This is a genomic window from Paenibacillus sp. FSL R5-0345 (genome assembly GCF_000758585.1).
Taxonomy (GTDB): Bacteria; Bacillota; Bacilli; order Paenibacillales; family Paenibacillaceae; genus Paenibacillus_AQ.
The window spans coordinates 2,569,568-2,595,607 of record NZ_CP009281.1 but is presented as its reverse complement, the minus strand read 5'-3'; the positions used below and the strand labels follow the sequence as shown (position 1 = coordinate 2,595,607).

The following is a 26,040-nucleotide window of genomic DNA, read 5'->3' as shown; positions in this document are numbered from 1 at the left end:
ATGTAACACTAAAGATTCAGAGGGGCGTTTGTAGTTTTATTTTATTCTAAAAATCGTTACGGATTGCTTTGGAAACTCATAAGAAAAGGTGCTTCCCACTGTTGTGAAAATAGATTGCTTAGGGGAGACAAGCTCCTTATTCTCGAAGTTATTTTCGTCCTCAAGCTGGTAGCCCGACAGTTCATACACCTCGACGGACAAGTCCTTTGTTGCCAGCCCTTCAAATACAATGTCAGCAGAAACGCTGTTCTCTTGTACGTTCACTGTCTTAAGAATGATATCCCCTGTGGCATCCTCCACACTTGCTGTATAATACAGCGGTTCGATGACCGGAGGTTTGTCCTCTGTTTCATTGATTAGCTCTCCGTTAATGTAAGTACGAATATGTCTGCCTGATACTTCTAGCTTCAGATCGTATTCTACGTCTGTTTCAACCGAAAACATCGAATGCGTCAGAACTGAGTTTCTCCCGTTAATGATAGAAGCCACTATGGAATCCTGATTCTGCCAGCCGCCTAGTTCCCAATACAAATGATTCTGATCATCCGCTTTGCCAAAATAGAACACAAACCCTTTATTCCCTGCAGTTCTAGTAGCCTTGATATTCAAGGTATAGCTATCCCACCCAGCCTCACCAAGGTCTAATATTCGTTTGGTCGTTCCGTTCTGAGCAGGGTCCGGGAGATTTGATATCTCTTCTGACAGATCAGAATACGACTTCACTTCTCCAGTAACATTGTTAACCAAAGTGATCTCGGAGAACCGGGCAGCGGATGCATCCACGCCCAAGCTAATCGCCCCAGTGATCGCTTCAACTGTACGTTCCTCGGGTGCTGTGAAGTCGTTCGCTTCTATCTCGAGTAGCTGATCTCCTTGATGGTTCATGAATAGCTTTTGAACATAGTAGTTCGCAGTTCCATACACCTCATGATTATTAAACCAGATTAGATCCGGCTTCCAGTTGATATAATCCACATTGCAGAGCATAGGCGCATAACATGCCAAGCCAACCGCATGCGCATTATTCTGAAGCCCCGTCATAAAAGCCGCTTCCACCAGCGCGTTGTAATACGTATTGCCCCATGAAGCATATTCGCCTAAGAACACTTTCGGTTCATCAGCCTTAAAGTCATCATAACGGTGATGATTCGCCAGGAACCATTCTGGTGTACAGTAATAGTGCTCGTCTACAAAATCAGACTTATTCTCTTTTGCCGATGTCCAGCCCCGATCATATTCCTTACCTGCTGAGAATGGACCGCTCGAATTAATGACCTTGATTTGCGGATATTTCTCTTTAATGGCTTGATGAAAGTAAGGATATCGCTCGAAAAAGGGTGCGCCTACCTCTTCATTGCCGATGCCGATATACTCTAATCCAAAAGGTTCCGGGTGACCAAGCTCCGCACGTATACTTCCCCATTCCGTTGATAAATCCCCATTTGCAAATTCGATCAAATCCAGTGCATCCTCTACCCAGGGCGTTAATTCGTCCAGCGGCACCATACGTTTATGATGTGGATCGTAGCCGCCCGGAATAACGGGAATCGGCTTGGCTCCAATATCCTCACAGAACTGAAAATATTCAAAATAACCTAACCCAAGCGTCTGATTATAGGACCAGTTATTCCGCCTTGCCGGCCTTTGTGCCACATCCCCGATTGTATTTTTCCATCTGTACATGGAATCTCTGTCGTCTGGATTCAAGGAACCGTCATGCACCAGACAGCCTCCCGGAAACCGCATGAATTTAGGCTTTAAATCGGCGAGTAATCGTGAAATGTCTTCACGCATGCCCCCAGGTCTGTTCATAAAGGTCTTCTCTGGAAACAGAGAAACCATGTCCAGATATACCTTGCCGCTCCCTTTGGTAACGATTACAAGACGTGAGCTAGTATCCGTAGCATTAGCCTTAATAACTGCTTCGTATCGAGTCCATTCGTAGTTATTCACGGCTATTTTCGCTTCACCATAAATAGTGCCATTTATACTTTCAATGGTTATGGTAAGTGGCATATCAAAGCTTGTTTCCCGGCGAGCATACACCGAGAACTTATAATTCTCACCTTCTTTTACAGGAATGCCACTATTGAATCCAAGATTCATCAGCCCAACGCCGTCACCTTCAGCCACAATATCAATAGCTACATAATGTGGATTACGATCATTCAAGGGATTGCTATCCTCCACCGTGATGACGGCCCTCCCACCTCCACGACCTACAGGCTCCCAAGCCATTAACGCATGATAATCCGCCCGATCAATCGGATCAAATTCAAAAGATCGGTTCTGAACCAGCTCAGCATAAAGCCCACCATCTGCCGCATGATTTAAATCCTCGAAGAAGATCCCGAATAAATCACCTAATGCTGCACCACGCTGCTGTGTATGTATTGTCAGAGTTCCTTCCGTCTTCATTAGTTCATCACTCCTTGTCAAATTAATTTAATTTATATTTATATTACTTAGTTCATATCTATATAAATCATTATAGTGAGTTTACTTCACATTCGTCAATTCAGATGCTTTGAATGAATAACAAAAAGGCCGATATTGTATGAAAATCCATACAACATCAGCCTTTTATAACACAGGTCCATTAATACTCTTATTTATTTGGCAGTCATTTGCCCTACTAAGAACTCGACAAAGTCAGTTGATTTGTTCTTATCTTCACCTTCTCCAAACACCCCTATGATCATCTTCCGAGAATGAATAGGAAGGTCTGTAGCAAACTTCGTATCTGTAATATCTACGCCAGTGATCCACTCTTCACCGTTCTCCGTATTTTTAATACGTTTCAAACGAATATCATCTAAAGGTAGTCCAGCTGATTTTACGAACGGCTCCAGATTCTTAAGTCCTTGTTGCTGCCCAATCCAATCAAAAGTAGCATCATCCAAAATAAGAATATTCGGACGATCCGCCGCCAGCATCGCCATCGCGCGCTGGATATAAGTCATGTCTAACGCGCCTCCACCCTCACCACCTGTTGAGGGAAGGTATACGACTTCCGTCTTTACCCGCTTCCAAGCTGGATAACGATTGACAATCTCTTGTTTAAGCTCTTCATCCTTACCTGATGGATCTTGGGATTCATAGTTTCCTAGGAACATGATAGTTACATCCACTGGCGGGAGTGAAGCTTCATATTTTTTAGCTTGATATTGATTATAGAGTGCATTGCCTCCAAAGATTAGTACCAACAGCACGATGATAGATACAAAAGTATGGACTTTGTATAGCCTAAAGAAATTCTCTGATTTACGCGCTATGCCGGAAAAGGCTCCCCATTTCTCTAGCCGCTTGTCCTCTGCCTCCTGAATTTCCTTCTGATCCAAGCCGTCTAAGATTGTTTTGAAAGCTAGAAACTCTTCTTCATAGGCTGCAGCCTCAGTCTCTGAGGAATTTGATTTACGGCGTTTTAAGAGCAAATCAAACTTTTTATTCAGTTCCTCCCGGGTAATGTCTTCAGGCAAGTCCAAACGTTCGTAAGCCTCTTTTAACTTCTCATTCAAATTGATGACTCCTTCCTGATGCTCAACTGGATATCTGATCGTGAATTTGGTTCTATGTATGGAATTCAGGTAAACATACTAATTATACAAAAGAATGATAGAATTCGTGAAATAAACAACATATGAACTCAATTAAACTATATCATGGAGTGCTAGACGCTAACAAGTAAGCGTTTAGCATAGGGCTTAGAGGCATTCTCTATTGGCTCTAGTCCAAACCATGCAGCTGTTTAAATTGCTCTGGACTCATTCCAGTCAACCGCTTAAACACTAAACAAAAGTAGCTGGCATTTTCGAAGCCTACTAACTGAGCAATTTCATACATTTTTTTATCTCGTTCATTGAACATTAGTTGTTTACTCAAGTTTATACGTTGTTTGTTGATATAGGTTACAGGTCGATCATGGATTGTTTTTTGAAAAAGCCTGCATAAATACTGTGGCGATACCGCGATTACCTCCGCAAGCTCCTTTAATGGGAGCGTCCTATGTAAATTGCTTTCTATATGATGAAGCACAGGTTTAATTCGCTCCAATTCAAGAGCCTCATTTAGAGGAGAGACTAGGTTTCTTTTTAAATCTAGCAGCAGCGCATAAAGTTGTTTGGATCGTTCCAGATTCGTTTCCAGTTCATTACTATCTGGCAAGTGGAGCATTTCCTTTAAAGGATTTAGCCACCTATCCTCCTTCAATCTTGCTGGTCCTGATTCACGGATTCCTGCGTACAACAGCATTTGTCCAGCTTCTCTACCATTGAATGAAATCCATGACAGCTTCCACTTACTGCTGATTGGCGCATACGAATGTGTAATATTCGGAAACAAAAAGAAGACATCCCCTTCGCCCACAATATATCGTTTCTCCTGAATGACAAGCTCACCTTTTCCTTCGTGGATCTGATGCAATTGATAATCTGGAAATCCGGTGGGGCGTAGGGTTTCTGCCTGATGCTCCCAAAATCCAATGGTTGTAGCATACAGCGGCAGCATAATCGTATCTTCCGTTTGGCAAAAGATTATTTTGCTATCCATTTAATCACTCGTTTCATATTTTGTTATATCTGATGAAAAATCTTTTATATCTCTTAACATTACTCCAATTTATAATATGAATATAATAACATCACTATTATAAAGGAGTTTTACTCATGCGAGCAAAATTTGTTTATCAGCCTCCTGCAAACGGTTATCCAGAATGGAATAATAATCCGGAAATTTTTGAACTAAATCGATTGGATGCCCATGCTTCCATGATTTCTTATAGCCATTTATCGCAAGCCTTGGCGGGGGATAAAGAAGCCTCGCCATATTACAAAACGCTAAATGGTATTTGGAAGTTCTCCTTTTCCGAAACACCGGATCAACGGGTCGTAGATTTCTATAAAGCAGATTTCGATTGCAGTACTTGGGCTACGATTCCTGTACCCTCTCACTGGCAATTCCAGGGCTATGATTACCCGCAATATACGAATGTGCGATATCCATGGGCAGAATCGGAACCTGATCTCAAGCCACCTTTTGCTCCGACAAAATATAATCCAGTAGGCTCGTACATACGAACCTTTACTGTACCTGAATCCTGGAACGGTCAACCTGTATACCTTAGCTTTCAGGGGGTTGAATCCGCTTTCTATGTATGGGTAAACGGAGAACGGGTCGGTTACTGTGAAGACACCTTTACACCTTCGGAATTCGATATTACCCCTTATTTAATTGCCGGTGATAATAAACTAGCTGTCGAGGTCTATCGTTGGTGTGATGCCAGTTGGCTGGAGGATCAAGATTTTTGGCGGCTTAGCGGTATTTTTCGGGAGGTCTATCTGTACACCGCCCCTTCTGTTCATGTTGCCGATTTTTTCGTTAATACCGTGTTAGACGAAGATTTCGTACATGCGAATTTAAACGTAGATATCAAAGTGGAAAATTACTTTAATCAGAAGCTAAACCCTTATACACTCCAAATGCAGCTATACAATAAAGAAGATCAGCCTGTATGGGAGGCTCCAGTATCTGCAGTTACTTCCTTTGATCAAGAGGGTATTCAGCATTTCAAGCTTTCTGAGCATGTAGAAGATCCATATAAGTGGAGTGCTGAGACACCGTATCTGTATACATTAGCTCTCTCCATGATTGACAATAACGGAAACACTACTGAAACCGTCAGCTGTAAGGTCGGATTCCGCACCTTTGAGATCAAAGACGGACTTATGAAGATCAACGGCAAAAGAATTGTACTTAAAGGCGTTAACCGGCACGAGTTCTCTTGTGACACAGGACGTGCGCTATCCAAAGATGACATGATCCGAGATATCAAACTGATGAAAACACATAATATTAATGCGGTTCGGACCTCTCACTACCCGAATCAGTCTGTTTGGTATGAGCTTTGTGATGAATACGGACTTTATGTTATCGATGAAACTAATCTGGAAACGCACGGCACTTGGCAATATGGGCAACAAGGAATACATGAGGGAAATGTACCTGCAAGTAAACCGGAATGGCGGGCCAATGTCATTGACCGTTGCAACTCCATGATGCAAAGAGACAAGAACCATCCTTCGGTTATCATCTGGTCACTGGGGAATGAGTCCTACGGCGGCGATAATTTCATCGCCATGCATGACTATCTCAGAGAAGCTGACCCAACACGACCTGTTCATTATGAAGGGATCTTCCATTGCAGAGAGTCGGAAGCAGCTAGTGATATAGAGTCGACTATGTATGCTAAACCGTACGATGTTGAAAAATATGCGCTTGGCCATCCTCAGAAGCCTTATATCATCTGCGAATACAGTCATGCAATGGGGAATTCTTGCGGTGGACTACACCTATACACCGATATGTTTGACAAGTACGATGTATTTCAAGGTGCTTTTATTTGGGATTGGGTGGATCAGGCTATCCGAACTAAAACATCCGAAGGTGTCCCATATTTAGCATATGGCGGTGACTTTGGTGAGTCGCCACATGATGGAAACTTTAGCGGAAACGGATTACTTTTTGCCGATCGTTCGGTTACTCCAAAGCTATTTGAGGTCAAAAAATGCTATCAAAACATTAAAGTAACGGCTTTAAATATCCGTGAAGGTCTCTTTCAGATTCGTAATAACTTTTTATTTACCGACATTGAACAGTACGAACTTAAATGGGAAGTTGCTTTAGACGGAGTAACTGCGCAAGAAGGTTTGCTGCAAATCTCTGCTGCACCAGGAGAAATCGTTGAATGCACTATCCCTTATGAACTGATTTCACATAGAGGTGATCATGAAGCTATTCTGAATCTCTCCTTTATTCAGCGTTCAGAAACTTCTTGGGCTGATGCTAACCACGAAATCGCTTGGGAACAGTTTATTCTATCCCCGCGTATCGTGATAAAGGCTCCAAAGACAACGGATGGAACGTTACATGTGCAGGAACTTGAAGGTGCATTGACCGTACAGGGTGGAAATTTCACTCTGACCTTTAATACGACAACTGGTGAGTTATGCTCATACTATGCTTCCGGTAAAGAATATCTGCTTGAGCCTGTAAGACCTAACTTCTGGAGAGCGGTCACAGATAATGATCTTGGCAATGGATTGCCAAAGCGTTGTGCAGTGTGGAAGCAAGCCTCTAATGAACGGAACCTAGTAAACATGACCTATAGAACCGAAGGAAATCTATGTTTCGTCGCCACCACTTACCTTTTGCCAACGAATCCGTATTCCACTCTCCTTGTTCAGTATGAGATTCGCCCTGACGGGTCATTAGAGATTCTGCAAGAACTGAATCCGGGTAGTAGCGATCTTCCAGAAATTCCTGAGTTCGGAATGATGTTCGTGCTGGATGGAAGACTCGATACCCTTTCATGGTACGGCCGTGGACCCCATGAGAATTATTGGGACAGACAGACCGGAGCACCACTTGGCCGCTATACGGGTAAAGTCAGTGATCAGTTCATCCCTTATCTCAGACCGCAAGAGTGTGGCAATAAGACAGATGTCAGATTTGCTTCGATTTCAGATGGCAACGACAGATCAGGACTTTATTTTGATAGTGCAATCCCTATGGAGATTAATGCTCTGCCTTGGAAACCCGAGGAACTGGAAGCACATGATCACGTATATAAATTGCCAGTCTCGAACAAAACCGTACTGAGAGTCAATTACAAGCAAATGGGAGTTGGGGGTGACGACAGCTGGGGTGCACCAACCCACGAAGAGTTCACTCTGCTGGCTAATCGACCATATGCTTTCCGTTTCACCTTAACTTTGCTCTAAAGTAACGACATGAAAAGGCCGTCCTGTTTGGAAAAAACCAATCAGTGACGGCCTTTATTCCTATTATTTCGCCACTACTCTTGCCTGAATTCCGGAGGTCACGCCTGATTTATATTAAAAGTATGGGGTTTTGCAATTGACGGTTTGGCCATTCGAATGGGGATATTTTATACACATGGTGTTGTACTCTAAAATAATACGACCATGAAGCGGATGCTCCGTGGGGATTTTTAAATGCGTCGCAATGACTTCACTGAGTCCAAGATTTCGGATGTCTGCTTGAAGCTCTACGGCTTCTGGATCTTTTTCATAATCAAAATAAAGCGCTGAAGCTATAGCTAAAACAAGGTGTGAAGTCTCAAAGCCAAGTTCATGGGCAAGCATTGCTGGTTTTATCAGTCGATCATTAGGTGAAAGCTTACGAAGCGGGGATCGGGCGACACGTGTGATTTTATCGTTAAAGTTGGGGTTAGTGAATCGTTCCATCATCTTTTCTATATACCTTGCATGTTCTAAGGGCTCGAAGCCATACAAATGTACCAGTAAGGTCCCTGTTTCCTGGAGTACCCCACGAACACGAGCTCTGATTGCGGGATCAGACATCGCTTCCTGAATGCTAGTATAACCTTCCAGATATCCGAAATAGGCTGCACTGCAATGGCCTGTATTCACAGTATATAGCTTCCGTTCGAGGTATGGTGCCAGCGAATCCACATAATGGACACCTTTAATTTCGTTGTAATTACCAATCATTCCACTGCGCGGAATCACCCACTCACTGAAGGGTTCAACGAGGATTTCAAGCGAATCTGTATTTTTCTGCACAGGCACGATCCGATCAACCATCGCATTTGGAAAAGCGACATTGCGGTCCGCAAGCTCCTTGAAGGATTGCTTCATATGCCGATATACAGATTTCTTTAACTTTTGACTGCTTCCAATACCGTTCTCACAAGCAATGATATGGAGAGGTTTGAGGTTCCTGTGATTGATAAGTCTTCGTTCGATTCCCTGCGCGATAGTACCAGCAATATCTTTTAAAGCGGATATTCCAACTGCAGTGGTTACTATCTCAGCCTCTGCTATAGCTTTAGTAACGTCCTCAGTATCATTCAGATTGATCGCAGTAACATTATCAACGATAAAGCTGTCCCGATCCTTGTTAGCCAAGGTAACGGGATATTGTCCGCGATTTTGCAACTGCGCAATCTTGCTCTTATTCCTTCCGACGAAACAAACATTGTAACCGGAGTCCGACAACATAGGTCCAATAAAACCTCTGCCAATATTGCCCGCTCCAAAATGTACGGCTCTCAATTTGGTATCCCCCTTTAATTTTAACTCTGTTTCTCAGTTTCTCTATACGAAGCAACGCTGAGTAATTACATGGTCAAAATCAAGAAGACTTAGATTATCTATTTTGTGATGTTGTTTATCGAATTCAAGGAAATTGGTAATCTCATTAGGAGTCACAATACAACGGATACCAGCTGCTGCCGCTGCCTTAGAACCATTCGGTGAATCCTCAATGGCAACTGCCTCATTAGAGGTGATTCCAAGACAAGCTAATGTTTGGTTATATAGCTCTGGATCTGGTTTCACTTTTGCCACATGATCGGCCGTCCGAATACATTCGAAATAATCGCGTATGCCCAATTGATTCAAGTATTTCTCCACCCATTCCAGTGAAGAGCTTGAGGCCAGCCCTATGCGTAGTCCAGCTTTTTTGGCAGAATCCAGATAATGCTGTATACCTGGCCGAATCGTTTCCAATTCCATAAGTTTGCTATGTCTCTGTTTAACAGCCTTACTGAAAGCCTCTTTATCAATGGCAAGCTTAAGATCAGTCATCAAGTACTCATAAGGATTAAAGCTGTTTAAGCTTGTGCCAATGCAGGTGGAGTACTGTTCAAGCGTCAAATCCACTCCATATTCAGCATAAGCCTCGTTAAAAGCGGTGTACCAAGCAGTCTCCGTGTCGATAATCGTTCCGTCAAAATCAAAAATAATGCCTTTGATCACAATCAACCATCTCCCTCGTATTATGTTTGGTTAGAATATCTTACGCAAAACCGTCTATAAATTCTACAAATTGTCATTTCAGCTTGCGTTTGACTATAAAAACCATAACAAAGGCTTTCCACTGACGTCAAGGGCGGTAGATAACATGCCACGGTATGATAACGATTACAATCAATGAGGACAATCCTGAATTTTTTGATCACATAAATGACTTAATCTATAACAGTAATCAGATTCAAAAAAACACCACAATCCTATGTGCTTCAAGGGATTTCTCCTTCCATGTTTGTCATGAAGACAAGCCCTCCCTTCTTCTCTCATTCCCGGTATTTAGAGTATTTTTCCAATCATCTGAAAATAATTCAAAAAAAATTTTAAACACCACCTTTTTGCATGATTGTACAAATCTAATGACTGAATTATGTTTTGTCCATTGAGTAAAAAGAGTCTATAAATTATGATGAATTCAATCGAGAATGATTATCATTATTGGTAATCGTTATATATTTTAGGGAGGCAATAAAAAATGAACAAGGCAAGACAGTCCTTCGCAGTGTTATGCGTACTCTTTTTGATGAGTACATTGCTGCTAGCATGCGGAAACTCAAAGGAATCATCTTCTGGTAATAGTACGACCAACGCAACTGGAAATTCTTCTGCTGCGAGCACGGCACCTTCAACGGAGCCCTCCGACAGCAGTACGAATGAATCCGCAGCGACTACCCGCTCCTACACGGATTACATAGGACATACTGTAGAAATCCCTGTGAAACCACAGCGAATAATCTACTCTGGAGAAACATATGGCGATTTGCTCGCTCTCGGCGTGCAAGCGGTAGGGTATCCTCTATCCATGGGTGAAGGCCAGGTCTTTGAAGATCAGTTACAAGGTGTCGAGGATGTAGGCTTCCCTATCAATCTGGAGAAAACATTAGAGCTTCAACCTGACCTAATTATCTATGCGGGCACAGACGAAGCTGATTTTGAGCAGCTGTCCAAAATCGCACCTACAATCATTTTTGATACCTTTGCCCCATTACAAGAACGTATGCTGGACATTGGTGGAATTCTTGGTAAAACAACAGAAGCAGAAGCATGGCTAGCTCAATATAAAACCGCTGAAGAAGCTATGTGGAAACAATTGAAGTCCGCTGGTATGCAAGAAGGTGAGACAGCTTCGGTCTTCACTTATTATCCGGGAGACAGACTGTTTATAATGGCGGCGACTGGACTTTCACAGGTACTCTATGGGGAGAATGGCTTCAAGGCAACTCCAGCTATTCAGAAGATACTCGATGAAGGTAAAGGCTTCCAGGAAGTATCTATGGAAGTGCTTAAAGAATATGCCGGAGACCGGATATTCATCTTGACTCCAGTTGCGGATGAAGCAAAACAATCCACAGAAAATCTATTAAAGAGCCCTATTTGGAAGAGCCTTCCTGCCGTTAAGAACGGATATGTCTATACGCAGGACATCATGAAGACCTCCAGTGATGCAACAACAAGAGAATGGCTGCTCGGCGAGATTCCTCAGCTATTGAATATGAAATAACCCTCCATGATCGAGTGTTTAGCACACGGCTGATAGAAAACTTTAAGAAGCATATCAACAGCTGTTGATATGCTTCTTTGTTTTATATACAATAAGTTCATTGATAATCATTCTCACTAAAAGAACGGAGGCTGAACCTATGCTGCAAACATCATCGTCCTGCCCCCCGCTCCACTCCCTGCTGTTTCAGCTGATTGATGCCGAACTGATACTTCAAGCTGCCGATTCAAGCCCTGTATCACGTACAACTCATGACTACACCCTTCTCGTATTTACCGGGGGGAACGGGCAACTGAACCTCGATGATCAGAGCGTGACGCTGAGTACAGATAAATGTTATCTACTAGCTCCCGGAATCTCCTATTGTACGAGCAATCAGGAAATGACCATGTATTATTATCTCATCACCTTTTCAGCAATTTATACAAAAGAGCATCCAGAACGTTATTCTGGCGAACTACTTTCAGGCAGACGCGAATTAATTGTCCACCCGTTCACTAAGGTAATCCGTCTTGTGGAAGATTTGCTTATGAACAAGAATAGCTTCGATGATGTGCAGCAATTCAAGCGACAATTGAAATTCCAGGAATTGATGCTGCTATTTTTTGAGCATAATTATCCTTCCAAGCATCTACCAAGTCCCACAGAATCCGTAGAAATGACTATACAATTCATAGAGGAGCATTATACAGAGAGCATCAGCGTGAAGCAGTTGGCTGAGCTTGCGGGGATATCGTTCTGGCAGTATACACCGATCTTTCAACAGCTTACCGGCAAAAAGCCACTTGAGTACCTGACCGATCTGCGCATTAGTCATTCCAAGCGCTTCCTGCAGGAATCGACGGAACCGCTGCGTGAAATCGCCAGACTGGTAGGCTTCTCCGATGAATATTATTTCAGCCGCCGCTTTCGGCAAAAAACCGGAGTTACCCCCGGACAATATGCGCATCAGCGAGGTCGTAAGCTTACCGTCAAAGATTGGACAGGCCATGAAGTGGAGATTCCAGAGCAAGCGAGACGCATTGTCTATCATGGAGAGACACTTGGCGACCTTCTCGCACTAGGCGTGAAGCCCATCGGAGGAGATGAAGCATTCGTGCGGAACAGCGTCTATAAACATCGGCTTAAAAAGCTCGCCAATGTTGGTTTTCCGCTGGACCCGCAGCTGACCGCTTCACTTAATCCAGATTTGATTATTTTGGCCAATAGTGATGAAAGAGCCTATAGAACCGTTTCCGGCATCGCCCCGACACTCACCTTTGATTCCTTTGCACCACTCGAAAGTCGAATGCGAACACTAGGCAGCTGGCTCGGTAAACAACGCGAAGCCGAAGCGTGGCTGGAGTCATTTACAATCAAAAATGCTGCTATGTGGCAGCATCTTTACGAGACCAGTCTCCAAGCCGGAGAGACTGCCTCTGCTTTGGTCTATGACCACGGAAATCATCTGTATGCTATGGGAATGTCCGGATTCTCCACAGCGCTTTATGCTCCATGTGGTCTACAACCGACAGAGGAGATTCAAGCCATACTGGATGAAGAATTAGGGTTCGCTGAAGTTGATCCAGCGCGATTGCCTGCCTATACTGGAGATCATATCTTCATGCTCATTCCTGAGCGTCCAGACTCAAGGGCTGCTATGGAGCGACTACTAGACAGTTCACTTTGGAAAAGTATTCCAGCAGTACGTCAGGGACATGTTTATCTGCTCGACGGAAGCAAATGGAACTCTAGTGATGCGTTAACTCGGGAGAAGCTGCTAACGCTGCTACCTAAACTGCTCGGTGGAAGCCCCCCTAGTAATTGAAGGTGAATCTAGGATTCTCTTTTGACTTTTCAAAACTTCATGGGGTATACTTTACCTACGCTTAATTTCCAACTTTTACAGTTGAAAAGCGGGGGAACCAGTTAATTGGGGCGAATCATTGAGCATTAGAATGTAGGGTACCATCTTACCCGAGTCCGTCAGCTAACCTCGTCAGCAGTGGATGGGTCTGCTTTTCATGTTATTTACATAACCAGAGACCCTTGCTAAGGGTCTCTTTTTGTGTTTTTTTGGACCCTGCTGGCAGTAGATTGGCCTTTGACACTAAGGCTTCCTCTTTTCTCACACAAAGGGACAAAGGAGAGATGTAAGTGCAAAAGGTAAAGTACATCACGGATATTAACAAAATTGCTATGTTGTCTGATCTGGAAAAAGAGAACTTGAAAGAAATCACGGACAAATTTGTTTTTCGTGTGAATGACTACTATCTGTCTTTGATCAACTGGGACGATCCAGATGATCCCATTCGTAAACTGGTTATCCCTAACGAAGGTGAACTGCTGGAATATGGACGTTGGGATGCTTCGGATGAAGACACGAATTATGTGGTGCCGGGTTGTCAGCACAAGTATAAAACAACAGCATTACTGATTGTATCCGAGGTCTGCGGAGCCTATTGCCGTTACTGCTTCCGTAAACGCCTGTTCCGAAATGACGTGAAAGAAGCGATGTCTGATGTCTCTCCGGGACTGGAGTATATTGCAAACCACCCTGAGATTAACAACGTTCTTCTTACGGGCGGTGACAGTTTAATTCTCTCCACACCAAAGCTAAGATCCATTATTGAAAACTTAAGAAGCATTGAGCATGTCAAGATTATCAGATTAGGTTCGAAGATTCCCGTATTTAATCCGATGCGGATCTCTGAAGACGAAGAGCTGTTGGAGCTGATTCGTACTTACTCTACCGAAGACAAGCGAATTTATGTTATGGCGCATATCAATCATCCTCGTGAAATCACACCTGAAGCCAAAAAAGCATTTAAAGCCCTCCACAACGCTGGGGCAATTGTCGTAAATCAGACCCCCGTCCTTAAAGGCATCAATGATGATCCCGTTATATTGGGAGAATTGCTAGACCGACTCTCATGGGCTGGCGTAACACCTTACTACTTCTTCGTGAATCGTCCCGTTGCCGGAAATCGAGATTTTGTATTACCTCTTGAGCAAGTCTATCAAATTGTAGAAGAAGCCAAAGCCAGAACCTCAGGACTTGGCAAAAGAGTACGCCTATCCATGTCACACACCTCCGGAAAGATAGAAATTCTCGCCATTGATAACGGAAAAGCCTATCTTAAATATCATCAATCCAGAGATCAGGAATACGGAAAGTTCATGATTCTAGATTGCCCTAAGGATGCAGAATGGTTTGATGACCTGCCCGGAAATGAGGAATATTGGACCCCTCCTGTGAAAAAGAATGATGCTATTATTTCTGTTAATGAGTTATCAAACAAGACTGCGGATCTGATTTGTAAATAATTCAATCGATTCTTTTAATAAAAATCCTGACCAAAATACTCAGAAGACTCAAATGAAATATAAGCCCCACCATAAAGCATGCAATCATACTAAAACCACTAGCATCTTCTATAGCAAAAAACAACTTAGCAGGCCAATACGTAGGAATCCACGCACCTGCAAATTGCCATGGTGATGGAATAAAATACGCTACGATTGGCCCTGCTATAAACAAACCACCTATCTTAGATAAAGCTAAGCCTTCTACCTTATTTGCAGCAAAAGAAGCAAGAAATAAAGCAAAGCAAGGGGCTTCAATTGCTAATAATAAAAGAATGTATATATGCTCCAATTGGAAGTTAGATAAGCCTGAAACTATAAAATACACCAGTGATAGAAGTGTACAAAGTACAGATGGAAGAACTAGACGATACACCATGTACCCCTTACGCATTAATGGCGTAACCGCGTAATAAGAGATGATGTTCTCATCACGTTCATCAAGCATTAAAAGACCTGTCATCATACCGGTCAGCATGGGAAAGGTCATTACTAAAAAAATCGCAGCAAAGCTACTGTATTCATTTAAATCGAAAGCATAACCGTTTGTAAGCCACTCTGCCGCTATTGGAAATCCAAATCTTGAGACGACTAAAAGTGCTAAAGGAGCAAAGATGCCGACCATAAGCACCGGGTCCAACCCAGCATGACGGATATCGCTTAGAAAAAGCGTATGATACTTCTTCATCTCTTGACTCCTCCCTTGCCTATGCGCATCATTACATGTTGCTCGAAGGACCTTTTTGCCCAGACATATATCACAACATTCCAGAGCAGTAATATCGATATGGAGTACATGTAATTGGCAAGTGACATAGCTGAGGTTTCCGAACTCAACAAGCGAAGTGTTCCTTCTGTAGGTAATAATAGAAAAACATTGGAGTTCCATATCTTAAAAAAACCAAGTAACGGCAGTATGAAAGGTAGTACGAATACTTGTGAGAGTAAAATGAAACCATTAATCGTCTGGCAACGAGCCACTACTCCAATCGACAATAGCGTCATAAAGCTTGACGTAAGAATGATTCCAATAGAAAATCCTATCGGGGATTGCGGAACTCCACTCGCTGCTGCATGAATAACCCATGCGGCTAAGAGGGAAAGTACAGATAATGAGCCCGCTTTTGAAAGTAAATATTCCCTAACACGAATCGGAGTAACGAATAAAGGATCAAGGACACCCTGGTCTCTTTCCAGCAGCACAATTCCACCAGCCAGAATAAGCCCCAAGGCACTAGGATCGCTAAAGGTCAATAACAGCATCGTTTGTTCCCGATAATGATTAGGAATAAGATGTAGCAATACCAGATAGAACGTACAGATAATGATGTAGATCCAATAAAACCCATGCCGCCATTGAAACCGGATGTCAAAGGCAAACGCAGATCTGAATCTCATGTTAACTGCCTCCCAGTAACGTCAATGAATATTTGTTCCAAAGACGCCTCCAGCGAATGAATGGTTTCTATTGGATGCTCACGGACAAGCTTTAAGAAATATTCGTTCTCCCCTATATCAGCAAGTGAGAATTCCTCATTTCTAACTTCATTATGAAGGCGATATTCCAGCCGCACTCGCTTTTTTCCATTTAGAAGCTTAAGCTCACGAGGAGAATCAATCAACTTAATTTGACCGTCTACAATAAAAGCGACTCTATCGCAGAGCTCCTCCGCGGCCTGCATATTGTGTGTTGTTATGATGACTGTTGTTCCGGTTGCCTTCTTTTCCAGAATTAAATCCTTCATTCTCTTAGCATTAACGGGGTCCAGCCCAGAAGTGGGTTCATCCAGAAATAGAATTTGTGGGTTATTTAAGAGTGCTCTGCAGAAATTCAGTCTCATCTTCATTCCCTTCGATAGCTGGGAGACCTTCAGATTAGCCGCTTCTGTGAGATTTACTTGCTCTAACAGAAATCCTGGTTCCGCTGTTCTCCCTGAATACAAAGACCGAAATAATTGCAAATTTTCCAGCGCAGTAAACTTCGAATAGAAATTTGGAAACTCAAAAGCTACCCCTATTTGCTCAAAATACTCCGGTCCGGTATTTCTTATTTCTTTGCCCATTACTTTAACGCTACCCAAATAATTCTTTAAGACGCCTATTAGAATTTTTTGTGTTGTGCTTTTACCTGCTCCCGAAGGACCGAGAAAGCCAAATACTTCTCCTGGAGTTATGGAAAAATTCAGTCCACTAAGGGTTGGTTCCTTTATTTTTGGGTAAGTAAAATGAAGCTCCTTCACTTCGATCATTTCATGCTCCCCCAATCTTATTGTTCTTCAAGGAAGTCATCCCCTCAGCCAGAACCCCGATCAAAAGCTCTATCGTTGCCTGATATCGTTCATCCCCAATCTCTTCCTTATGCAGAGTCAGAAGGACTATGGAGCGAATCATACTCACGATTAATTCCGGGTCGATCCCAGCCATGATTCCTTCAGCCTGCCAGGATTTAATGAAAGGGACAAAAAAGTCTTTATCCTCTGTAAAATTTTGCTCCAACAACTCATTTGGTAACTTTCTTAATAACTGCTCCATTTCGCTCCTTACGAACATCTGACGTACGATCGGACTTTCTTCCATCATGCGGAAAGATTTCAGTAAAAATAATCTGATCTCTTCCTTGCCAACAGGTACGCCAACGCTAAATGAATCGAACATTGCACTACGAATTCGTTGTTCTTCTTCAAGCAATATGTGATAGAACAATTCCTCTTTCGATCCAAAAAACATATAGAACGAACCTTGCGCAATCCCGGCAGCTTTCGTTAATTCTTCAACGCTTGTTTTCTTAATGCCATGTATTTCAAAACAGCGGCGGCCTTCTGTCAACAATTTATGTTTGATCCATTCTTTTTCTTGGTCCGTGAATTTCTTGGGCATACAAGTCATCTCGCTTTTGATGGTTTTATGAATAATTTTATTTTATATTCACAAGATAACTCTTTAATCCATATTTTGTCAATCTAATTTTCTGTAAGCTTCACACATTTGTCCCCAGTACGTCACTACAATAATCCCCACTCCCAAAACTAGCATGAAAAAATCTATGCTATAATCATGCAGTAACACGAAAAGGACTAATGGGTGGGAATGCACAAATGAAATTGGAACGATTGATCTCTATGATCTACAAGCTGTTGAACCACGAAGTTTTATCTGCCTCCAAGCTGGCTGAAGAGTTTCAAGTATCCCAGAGAACTATCTATAGAGATATCGATGTCATTTGTGCCGCCGGTATCCCGGTCGTATCGTATCAGGGAACTAAAGGCGGATATGGCATCATGGACGGATATAAAATGGATAAAAGCCTGCTCCGTTCTTATGATGTCACTTCTCTGATTACCGTGCTGAACAGCCTTTCTTCCGTGTTCGAAGACGAGCATGCGCAAGGAACCATTGAACGGTTGCAAACGATTGGAACGGAGCAACAGACTTCTAGTCTAGCTGTGGACTTTGAGACCCGCCGTATGGATCCCGACGCACTTTCTCTTTTACGTACGGCTATTACGGAACGAATGATCGTCCGTTTTGATTACATCAATGTAAAAAATGAACGCACAACCCGTGATTTAGAACCAGTAAAGCTTCATTTTAAATATAGCAACTGGTACATCTATGGTTATTGCCGGGCACGTCAGGAATATCGAGAGTTCCGGTTATCCCGAATGATGAATTTAATTCTGACTCAAGATACCTTTCAATCACAACATGAGGTACCCATCGAGGTGGATTGTTCAAACAGGATAGATCAGGTTGAGGAAGTGGTAATCCGGGTGCGACCCGAGGCTTTGGCAGAAGCGCTGGATCAGTTTCACCAAATGGATAAGGAATTCCATACCGATGAAAGTATGACGATGCGCATTCCAGTGTATAGACCATTGGAAGCCCGCTGGCTTTGGTCAATTCTCCTAAGCTTCGGCAGCGGCGCCGAAGTCCTAGAGCCTCTTGCACTGCGAAGTATCTTAAAAAAGCAGCTGCAAAATACCCTGAAACTTTATGAAGAAGTATGACAGTCTGCTGTCATACTTCTTCTTTTATATTAACAACAGCTACAAAATAACCTATCACAACTCAAAAGGAGATTATTCGAATGACCAATTATCCGGTAGAAATGTTTAATTACAACACTTGGGCGAACCATACCATCTTAGGGAGAATCGGGGAACTCTCTCCCTCTGTGCTGAGTCAAGAAGTGAACAACTCTTTTCCCACCATCGCTCATGCTCTTAGTCATATCTATGCAGTTGATACGATGTGGTATCTTGTTTTAACAGGCACTGGTATGCCTGAGGCTTTTCAAAAAACTATCCCGCTAAATATGCGCATTCTAAGTTCTGTGGATGAATACGCTAATATCTTTACCCAGCTATCGGAACTATATAAAGAATGGTTACAAAACCAATCCGATTTGGAGCAAACCATTCTGCTTGACAATCCATTCGCCGGAATCCGCCAAACACGTCTATCAGAAATTGTGTTGCATGCCGTCAATCACGGGACTTATCATAGAGGTAATATATCTACTATGTTACGTCAGTTAGGTCACGCTTCCACCATGAATGACTACTCCTTATTTTGGTATCAGGTGCCTACGGAAGCTATTTAATCACTAATGGGCAATATGCTCCACGCCTGGGAAGGACATTGTATTTTAATTATGGAGATAGAAAATCTAATTCTAGTAAAAACGAGAGCGGATTTACGGGGTTGGCTGCAGGAGAATTGTATGACTGAAAAATCTTGTTGGGTACTCGCAAGTATGACGCTAAACCCAGAAACATTGCTATATTTAGACGTGGTAGAGGAATGTTTGTGCTTTGGATGGATCGATGGTGTGAAAAAGAAAATTTCCGAAACGGAGCTGGCGCAGCGGCTGTCTCCCAGAAGCAAACGAAGCTCTTGGACAGAGTTGAATAAAGAGCGCGTCCGCCGCCTCGAAAAGCTAGGATTAATGACGGCTGAAGGAAGAAGGGTGCTTCCTGATATGGACCCTGATTCTTTTTTAATCGATAAGGTTATAGAAGAAAGGCTAAAAGAGGAACAGCAAATATACGAAAATTTCTTAGCCTTTCCAGCTCTTTATAGAAGAATCCGTATCGACACAATACAAAGCAATAAACATCAACCAGAATTATTTAAGAGTAAATTAGATAAATTTATAACAAATACTAAAGATAATAAAATGTTCGGTCAATGGCATGATCATGGACGTCTTTTAGATTATTAAGATGCGTTTAAATTAATAAAGGTGAGAACATTGTCTGTTCTCACCTTTTTTATTAAAGCCCTTCAGCCAGAATTCGTTTCAAGAATATCCCCGTGTAAGATTCCAGCACTTCTGCGACCTGCTCTGGTGTGCCTTCAGCTACAAGCTTACCTCCGACTGTCCCCCCTTCAGGGCCAATGTCAATCACCCAGTCAGACTCCCGAACCAGCTCTAGGCTGTGCTCCACAACAACAACCGTATTTCCCGTATCCACCAATTTACTCAATAAGGTATGGAGTTTCTTGATGTCTGACGGGTGAAGACCTGTCGTTGGTTCGTCGAGCAGATACAGCGTGTGATTCTTAGATGGTTTGCTCAGCTCTTTGGCCAGCCTGATCCGTTGTCCCTCGCCGCCTGATAAGGTTTTGACAGATTGTCCCCATTTAAGGTACCCAAGACCCACCTCACATAACGTCTCAATAATACCGGCCATTTTGGCCTCCGAGTTAAGGACCGGTAAGCTTTCCTGTATAGACATGTCCAATAGATCTGAAATAGAGAAACCATCATATTTCACCTGCAAGACCTCATCCGTAAACCTTCTGCCTTTGCAGTCGTGACACTTCACTTCTAGATCAGGCAGAAAGTTCATGTCTACGGACAATACACCCAGTCCCTGACAGGTTTCGCACCGTCCACCCGGTGTATTAAAGGAGAAGTGTTTGGAGGTCAGTTTTCTTTTCTTCGCCTCCGGCAAAGCCGCAAATAACTGACGCAGATGTGTAAATACGTCGGTATAGGTCGCCACATTCGAACGCTGCATTCTACCCATGGGTGATTGGTCAAAGATCACCATGTTTCCGACCTCATCTAGACCCGTAATCTCCTTACAGCCTGTTTGCTCATGTTCTTTAGTACTTCCTTGTGCAAGGATATCAAATATAAGTGTAGATTTACCTGAACCCGAAACCCCTGTTACCGATACAAGACAGCCCAGCGGGATGGAGACTTCCGGAATATCAATGTTCCGGTACTGTGCCTGCCGGATGGTGATCTGCCTTCCGTTCCCTTTCCGGCGAACGCGTCCGGGAGCTTCAAGACGCTCTTCTCTGAGATAAGCTCCAGTAACTGAAAGCTCACTTGCCATCAAGTCTTCCAAGCTACCTTCACCCACAACGGTTCCACCATGCAATCCAGCACCCGGACCCATATCAATAATATGATCCGCAGCACGCATCATCTCAATATCATGTTCAATAACGAGCACGGTGTTCCCCAGATCCCGCAGCTCCTGAAGCACACGAATAAGGCCAACCGTATCCCGAGGATGAAGACCTGTCGTCGGTTCATCCAGAATGTATAACACACCGGTCAGCCCTGAACCCAGCAGTGATGCTAGACGCAGCCGCTGTGCTTCCCCACCTGATAGAGACACTGTCTGCCGGTTCATCGAAAGATAACCCAGACCAACATCGATAATCCGCTTTAGTCTAGTAGGCATATCATGTAAGATCGGCTCTAGCAGATGAAGCCCTTCAGCAGGCAAAGCCGCCTCCAGCCCTTTCGTCCACTCATATACATCGCTTAATGACCAATCTGATACTTCCGTTATCGAAGCACCAGCTACTTGCACTAGACGAACTTCTTTTTTCAGACGAGCACCAAGGCATTCCGGGCATTGCTGCTCATGAAAAAATCCTCCACCTTTCTCCTGCCCACCGGATTCCCCTTCCTTCTCCTTATAACGCCGCCACAAACCCGGTATAACGCCTTCAAATTTAGTTCCTTGGATTGGCTTAATATTAGGGAAATGACGTTTAAATGCCTCATTATCCACGCCGTAGTACAACAAATCACGCTGTATCTCACTATAGTCCTTCAACGGCAGATCCGGGTCAAACTCAAATCCAAAATGTTTTCCCGCCGCTACTAATATCCTCATCTGTATATCCCGATGAACGCCATTCAGAGAGGCTACTCCCCCCTCTTTCATACTAAGCTCAGGATTAAATACCGCTGCTTCATTAATAGTCGCCACAGACCCAAGTCCACCACAAGCTTCACAAGCCCCTTCCGGCTTATTGAAGGAAAAGTGTGACATACCCAGTTTCTCAAGCTCAGCTCCACAATGCAGACAGCCCATCGACTGGCCATCCATTTCCTCGTCTTCCTCTATTAGTAGCCCCCTCGCTTCAAAAGAAGGTGGAATACTACCACTGCAGGAAGGGCAAACCCTCTCTCCTAATCTAGAAAAAATAAACCGGACAAACGTATAGATGTCAGTTACAGTCCCGACTGTCGAGCGTGGATTACGATTCGTAACATGCTGTCCAACACTAATGGATGGGGACAATCCAACGATGGACTCGACCTTCGGTTTGCTGATCGTATCTGATGTCATGCCCATAGAATCCAAATACTGTCTTTGGCATTCCCGCTGAAGTGTATCCATCGCTAACGTCGATTTTCCTGATCCCGAAGGTCCCGTCAGGACAACTAGCTTATACTTTGGAATCGTGAGCGAGACATTCTTTAGATTGTTCTCTCGTGCACCTTTAATAACAACAGCTTCTTTCACAACGATTCCCCTCTCAATTTATCCAATCACAATACTGCCGTATTACTTTTCTTTTTGCAAAAGCATACTGATTTCGATAGAATGTATTTGTAAAATAACATACTTTCTAATAACTTCATAATCGAATATCTCGATTGACGAGATATACAGATTTTAAAAGGGGCGTTATTCTTTGTCAAGCCAAGAACAAGCTCAACCTACACCAGAGCAAGAACAATTCACCTTACTCATGCGTGGCCTGGGTACCCGAACGGTCGTATATCAGCAGAACGTAGCCGCCTCTCTAGGGTTATACAATAATGATTTCTTATCCGTGGATATTTTGCGTGAAAAGGGACCTATCACTGCTGGAGAACTGTCCAAATTAACTGGACTAGCCACAGGCAGCGTTACAGCATTAATAGATCGACTCGAAAAAAACGGCTATGTTCGCAGACAAAATGATCCTAATGATCGGCGTAAAGTGATTATTGTTCCGTTGTATGAAAATAAAGAGGATGTTATTGACACCTATCAGCCGCTTCATACCGCTATGGTCAAATTGGCTGCTTCCTATACGGATGAAGAACTTGCACTTATTTCGCAATTTTTAGGTAAAGCAAGCAACGTTTTAGAAGAGCAGATTGATCGTCTCAGTTCATCAACGCGAAGTAAATCTACTTCTTGAAGCTCAAATTTAAAACTTAAAAAGGACGATATTCAAAAGTCATTCGACTCTCTGGATATCGTCCTTTTTTTTAGATTATACGAAAAAACAAGTTAACTCTATCTCCGAATACCCATCGTTACAATTTCACATGGACCAATTGGTAAGGACACACTCCCCTTATCCTTATTGGAGAGTGGCTCGCTCTTCTCTTCTAGAATTGTCGTCTTATAGAAATACTGCTGCGGAATCGTTGTACGGATGGTCAGATCGGTACTCTGCTGACTCATGTTGTACCAGCGAAGCAGTAGGTCTCCAGTCTGCTCGTTCATTTTCAGAGAGGAAAATGCGAGCTCCTGACTCTCCCATTCGAATGGAGTATACACCGGAGCAATCGGTCCTTCATGTACATCAGTCTGACATACGACCCAAGGAATCTGGAATTGATAAGCTTCAGCAAAAGCACCAGAGGTTATACCATCTCCTGTGTGTGGGATGAGCTCCATACGTACTACATGCTCTCCGAGACACTGCGCTTCTGGAGTTGGGAACAAACCCCAGTCTCCCAATTCACCCACGCTACGGAGTAGTGTAATCGCAATGGTGTTACGACCGTCTCTTAGCACTTCATATTCATTTAATCCAAAGTTAGCGACGGTTAGACCAGCTTTTTCATTACTGATATCAACAAAGGCCTGCTGATGCTGCGTGTTACTCGGATTCATCCATTCTGCAGCTGGCTCAATATTCCGCTCCGCAACCTCGAACATCGAATCCACTTGATGTGTGGCGGTGTTCAAATCTGTCGGAAATAACGCACGGATCCGGTGGTCCTTAGCCTTATTATCTATCGTCGTTTCGATATGCAGCCCCTTCCCGCCCCGCTCCAGACTAATTACGGTACGAAGTTTAAGAATGACTGTGTCACTACTGCGCTGCGCTTTCCGTTCTGGGTAGTACACAAGAGCACGCTGTTCCTCATCCAGCTTCTCATCTGCTGAGGCTGGGATCTCCCAGTCATGCTTAATTTCCACAGATGCTCGATAAGGTGTATTTTCGAGAACGCAAATGTTCGCCTGTAGCCCCTTGGTCGTTAAAGCTTGTTCACCCTCTGGTTGTTTATACATGTATTCATTCCCGATATCACCTGTGTTCTCATATACACCAAGATCCCGGTAGTTCATGCCACTGGCTTTATCACTCAGCGTAAACGAACCATTATCATGGATCACTACTTTGACGGCCTCATTCTCCAGCACCCGATCCCCTTGAAGCAAAGATTCAGGAGCTATAGGCAACTCTGCGTTTGCACGGCGAACCCACGCATATGCACGAAGACCCAGTGCCGGAACTTGTGCGGCCTCAAAGGTAAGTCTTACTCGGCGACACATATAGGGCTGGCGGAACTTATCGTCAGGCAAATCATAGCCAAACTGAAGACCTAAATCCTTCATCTGGCATGCAATAGGATTCCCTTGATCGTCTACTAATTCACGACCGTTTAAGTCAATATCCTTCATACGGCTGGCCGTTTCTTCTAGAGTGAAACCCTCTCGCAAATACAGACGTGCCGCATCAATTTCTACGCTCACTGTACCCGTACGACTCCAACCTGTCATATTCATGACTACTAAAGGAAGCACTTCTTCTCCATAGGCTGCAAAACCGGTCGTATCCACGGCTTCAGCGATCATGCGCTTACTATCCTCAACAATGGTCTCTGCTACATGACGGCTTTTATCAAACCGGGTTACCATTTCTCGGTGTACCTCATCCACGCTGCAGCCACAAATGCTGTCGTGAGGATGATTCTGCATTAGCGTCTTCCAAGCATAAGTGAACAGATGATGAGGGTAAGCTTTGCCCAATACATGTGCGAATGAAGCGAGTGGCTCGGCCACCTTTTCAAGCAAGACTTGCCCTTCCTGATTCATCTGTTTCAAATAGACGCGAGCAGACGCGGTATTCACTAACGTCCCCCATCCATCCGTATGTTGGCTCCGCAGTTCTCCCTTTACGGTCGACAATTTGTTGTGATCCATGACATTCTCAACAGCTTTAAGGTAATCAGGAAAGTTCGAATGGATAAACTCCATATCTGGATAGAGCCGCTTCGCAGTTTCGATAGCCTCCGGCAAATTCAGTTGAGCTGGTTGATGATCGCAGCCGTTCATGAATAGCAGCTCGCCAGTAGAGGCGAATTTCCGTGCATCTGCTAACTTCTTCTCCCAGAACTCTTTTGCCTCTGCTTCATTCACTGGCACTTCGTTTCCGTTCGAATACCAATTCGCAAATAGAATTCCAAGCACTTTCGAGCCATCTGGACCTTCCCATATCAGCTCGGAGAAGGAAGATTCATATCCTCCGTCCGATACTGTATTGTTGAAACCAGTCGGCTTTACCCCTCTTCCAAAAAAGGCATTATTGATGCCCGATTGCTTCATTAATTGTGGAGTCTGGCCAACTAGACCAAAGGTGTCCGGAAAATAACCGATCTTAGAAGGTTCACCGTAACGCTTCGAGTCCTGATGACCAATCTGCATATTACGTACATTTGCTTCTCCGCTCGTAAGGAAAGCATCTTGCAGAATATACCAAGGCCCGATCAGAAGACGGCCTTCCGTTATATGTTTCTGTAGACGCTCTTGATTCTCAGGACGAACTTGGAGGTAATCTTCCAGAATAATCGTCTGCCCGTCAAGATAAAAACTTTTAAATTCACCATCCTCATCCAATCGATCCAGCAATTCATCGACCAATTTAACAAGGCGTACATGATGCTTTTCATATGGAAGATACCATTCCCGGTCCCAGTGAGTATGTGAAATGATATGGGCTGTCTGAGGTTTAATAGATTGATCTGAACTTTTCAAGGTGAAGACCTCCTTATATGCAATACATTCTCTCTACTAAGAT

Annotated in this window: 19 protein-coding genes and 1 riboswitch; of the genes, 8 read left to right on the top strand and 11 right to left on the bottom strand. The window is 43.5% G+C overall.

The window, feature by feature from the left end:
* Positions 1-36: 36 nt before the first annotated feature.
* From R50345_RS11105 to R50345_RS11095, 3 genes are all read right to left on the bottom strand, one after another.
* Positions 37-2,418, bottom strand: coding sequence for an alpha-L-arabinofuranosidase C-terminal domain-containing protein (locus R50345_RS11105; protein ID WP_042126518.1), 2,382 nt, complete (start codon positions 2,416-2,418; stop codon positions 37-39).
* A 194-nt stretch (positions 2,419-2,612) separates the two neighbouring features.
* Positions 2,613-3,518: a hypothetical protein gene (locus R50345_RS11100; RefSeq protein ID WP_042126516.1), complete on the bottom strand. Its 906-nt coding sequence runs from the start codon at positions 3,516-3,518 to the stop codon at positions 2,613-2,615.
* Between the two features lie 208 nt (positions 3,519-3,726).
* Positions 3,727-4,548, bottom strand: a complete 822-nt coding sequence (locus R50345_RS11095) for an AraC family transcriptional regulator (protein WP_042126514.1) — start codon at positions 4,546-4,548, stop codon at positions 3,727-3,729.
* 116 nt (positions 4,549-4,664) lie between these two features.
* Between R50345_RS11095 and R50345_RS11090 the strand changes: the two genes are divergently transcribed.
* On the top strand, positions 4,665-7,778 hold the full coding sequence (locus tag R50345_RS11090; RefSeq protein ID WP_042126512.1) for a beta-galactosidase, LacZ type: 3,114 nt from the start codon (positions 4,665-4,667) through the stop codon (positions 7,776-7,778).
* A gap of 114 nt (positions 7,779-7,892) precedes the next feature.
* Here R50345_RS11090 and R50345_RS11085 read toward each other — a convergent pair whose 3' ends face one another.
* Positions 7,893-9,095 (bottom strand): mannitol-1-phosphate 5-dehydrogenase, encoded by a 1,203-nt coding sequence (locus R50345_RS11085; RefSeq protein WP_042126510.1) that lies wholly within the window; start codon positions 9,093-9,095, stop codon positions 7,893-7,895.
* Between the two features lie 42 nt (positions 9,096-9,137).
* Positions 9,138-9,800, bottom strand: a complete 663-nt coding sequence (locus tag R50345_RS11080) for an HAD family hydrolase (protein WP_042126508.1) — start codon at positions 9,798-9,800, stop codon at positions 9,138-9,140.
* A 526-nt stretch (positions 9,801-10,326) separates the two neighbouring features.
* Between R50345_RS11080 and R50345_RS11075 the strand changes: the two genes are divergently transcribed.
* The 3 genes from R50345_RS11075 (at position 10,327) to R50345_RS11065 (ending at position 14,658) form a co-directional block, all read left to right on the top strand.
* Positions 10,327-11,352: an ABC transporter substrate-binding protein gene (locus R50345_RS11075; RefSeq protein WP_042126506.1), complete on the top strand. Its 1,026-nt coding sequence runs from the start codon at positions 10,327-10,329 to the stop codon at positions 11,350-11,352.
* A 139-nt stretch (positions 11,353-11,491) separates the two neighbouring features.
* Positions 11,492-13,159 (top strand): AraC family transcriptional regulator, encoded by a 1,668-nt coding sequence (locus R50345_RS11070; protein ID WP_042126504.1) that lies wholly within the window; start codon positions 11,492-11,494, stop codon positions 13,157-13,159.
* 48 nt (positions 13,160-13,207) lie between these two features.
* A riboswitch (cyclic di-AMP (ydaO/yuaA leader) is annotated at positions 13,208-13,351 on the top strand.
* Positions 13,352-13,488: 137 nt separating this feature from the next.
* The gene (locus tag R50345_RS11065; protein ID WP_042126502.1) at positions 13,489-14,658 is read left to right on the top strand and encodes a KamA family radical SAM protein; all 1,170 of its coding nucleotides are present in this window, start codon (positions 13,489-13,491) and stop codon (positions 14,656-14,658) included.
* A 1-nt stretch (position 14,659) separates the two neighbouring features.
* On the opposite strand, the gene R50345_RS11060 is transcribed toward R50345_RS11065, so the two are convergent.
* From R50345_RS11060 to R50345_RS11045, 4 genes are read right to left on the bottom strand one after another with little or no spacing between them, the layout of a single operon-like run.
* Positions 14,660-15,385 carry a hypothetical protein gene (locus tag R50345_RS11060; RefSeq protein WP_042126500.1) on the bottom strand — a complete coding sequence of 242 codons (726 nt, stop codon included), beginning with the start codon at positions 15,383-15,385 and terminating at the stop codon, positions 14,660-14,662.
* A complete protein-coding gene (locus R50345_RS11055; protein ID WP_042126497.1) occupies positions 15,382-16,095 on the bottom strand; it encodes a fluoroquinolone export ABC transporter permease subunit in 714 nt (237 codons plus the stop codon). Before R50345_RS11055 ends, R50345_RS11060 begins: the two co-directional genes overlap by 4 nt.
* Complete coding sequence (locus tag R50345_RS11050; protein ID WP_042126495.1) at positions 16,092-16,946, bottom strand: ABC transporter ATP-binding protein; 855 nt, start codon at positions 16,944-16,946, stop codon at positions 16,092-16,094. The genes R50345_RS11055 and R50345_RS11050 overlap by 4 nt, the downstream gene beginning before the upstream one ends.
* 1 nt (position 16,947) lies before the next feature.
* Positions 16,948-17,574 (bottom strand): TetR/AcrR family transcriptional regulator, encoded by a 627-nt coding sequence (locus tag R50345_RS11045; protein ID WP_042126493.1) that lies wholly within the window; start codon positions 17,572-17,574, stop codon positions 16,948-16,950.
* Between the two features lie 218 nt (positions 17,575-17,792).
* On the opposite strand from R50345_RS11045, the gene R50345_RS11040 reads away from it, so the two are divergent.
* The 3 genes from R50345_RS11040 to R50345_RS11030 all read left to right on the top strand — a co-directional run bounded on the left by R50345_RS11040 (position 17,793) and on the right by R50345_RS11030 (position 19,921).
* Entirely contained in the window at positions 17,793-18,704 is a 912-nt protein-coding gene (locus R50345_RS11040; protein WP_042126491.1) for a helix-turn-helix transcriptional regulator, read from the top strand.
* Positions 18,705-18,784: 80 nt separating this feature from the next.
* Complete coding sequence (locus tag R50345_RS11035) at positions 18,785-19,300, top strand: DinB family protein (RefSeq protein ID WP_042126489.1); 516 nt, start codon at positions 18,785-18,787, stop codon at positions 19,298-19,300.
* Between the two features lie 51 nt (positions 19,301-19,351).
* Entirely contained in the window at positions 19,352-19,921 is a 570-nt protein-coding gene (locus R50345_RS11030) for a YdeI/OmpD-associated family protein (RefSeq protein ID WP_042132077.1), read from the top strand.
* Between the two features lie 52 nt (positions 19,922-19,973).
* Here the strand turns inward: R50345_RS11030 and uvrA are convergent, their stop codons facing one another.
* Complete coding sequence (gene uvrA, locus R50345_RS11025) at positions 19,974-22,478, bottom strand: excinuclease ABC subunit UvrA (RefSeq protein WP_042126487.1); 2,505 nt, start codon at positions 22,476-22,478, stop codon at positions 19,974-19,976.
* 229 nt (positions 22,479-22,707) lie between these two features.
* Here uvrA and R50345_RS11020 point away from each other — a divergent pair, with 229 nt between their 5' ends.
* A complete protein-coding gene (locus R50345_RS11020) occupies positions 22,708-23,145 on the top strand; it encodes a MarR family transcriptional regulator (protein WP_197069803.1) in 438 nt (145 codons plus the stop codon).
* Between the two features lie 98 nt (positions 23,146-23,243).
* On the opposite strand, the gene R50345_RS11015 is transcribed toward R50345_RS11020, so the two are convergent.
* A complete protein-coding gene (locus tag R50345_RS11015; protein WP_042126484.1) occupies positions 23,244-25,997 on the bottom strand; it encodes an alpha-mannosidase in 2,754 nt (917 codons plus the stop codon).
* Between the last annotated feature and the right edge of the window lie 43 nt (positions 25,998-26,040).

Coding starts and splice junctions, on each gene's coding strand:
- R50345_RS11040 (WP_042126491.1), top strand. CDS start 17,793: ATGAAATTGGAACGATTGATCTCTATGATCTACAAGCTGTTGAACCAC.
- R50345_RS11045 (WP_042126493.1), bottom strand. CDS start 17,574: ATGCCCAAGAAATTCACGGACCAAGAAAAAGAATGGATCAAACATAAA.
- R50345_RS11035 (WP_042126489.1), top strand. CDS start 18,785: ATGACCAATTATCCGGTAGAAATGTTTAATTACAACACTTGGGCGAAC.
- R50345_RS11095 (WP_042126514.1), bottom strand. CDS start 4,548: ATGGATAGCAAAATAATCTTTTGCCAAACGGAAGATACGATTATGCTG.
- R50345_RS11055 (WP_042126497.1), bottom strand. CDS start 16,095: ATGAGATTCAGATCTGCGTTTGCCTTTGACATCCGGTTTCAATGGCGG.
- R50345_RS11020 (WP_197069803.1), top strand. CDS start 22,708: ATGCGTGGCCTGGGTACCCGAACGGTCGTATATCAGCAGAACGTAGCC.
- R50345_RS11070 (WP_042126504.1), top strand. CDS start 11,492: ATGCTGCAAACATCATCGTCCTGCCCCCCGCTCCACTCCCTGCTGTTT.
- R50345_RS11075 (WP_042126506.1), top strand. CDS start 10,327: ATGAACAAGGCAAGACAGTCCTTCGCAGTGTTATGCGTACTCTTTTTG.
- R50345_RS11090 (WP_042126512.1), top strand. CDS start 4,665: ATGCGAGCAAAATTTGTTTATCAGCCTCCTGCAAACGGTTATCCAGAA.
- R50345_RS11050 (WP_042126495.1), bottom strand. CDS start 16,946: ATGATCGAAGTGAAGGAGCTTCATTTTACTTACCCAAAAATAAAGGAA.
- R50345_RS11060 (WP_042126500.1), bottom strand. CDS start 15,385: ATGAAGAAGTATCATACGCTTTTTCTAAGCGATATCCGTCATGCTGGG.
- R50345_RS11105 (WP_042126518.1), bottom strand. CDS start 2,418: ATGAAGACGGAAGGAACTCTGACAATACATACACAGCAGCGTGGTGCA.
- R50345_RS11030 (WP_042132077.1), top strand. CDS start 19,352: ATGGAGATAGAAAATCTAATTCTAGTAAAAACGAGAGCGGATTTACGG.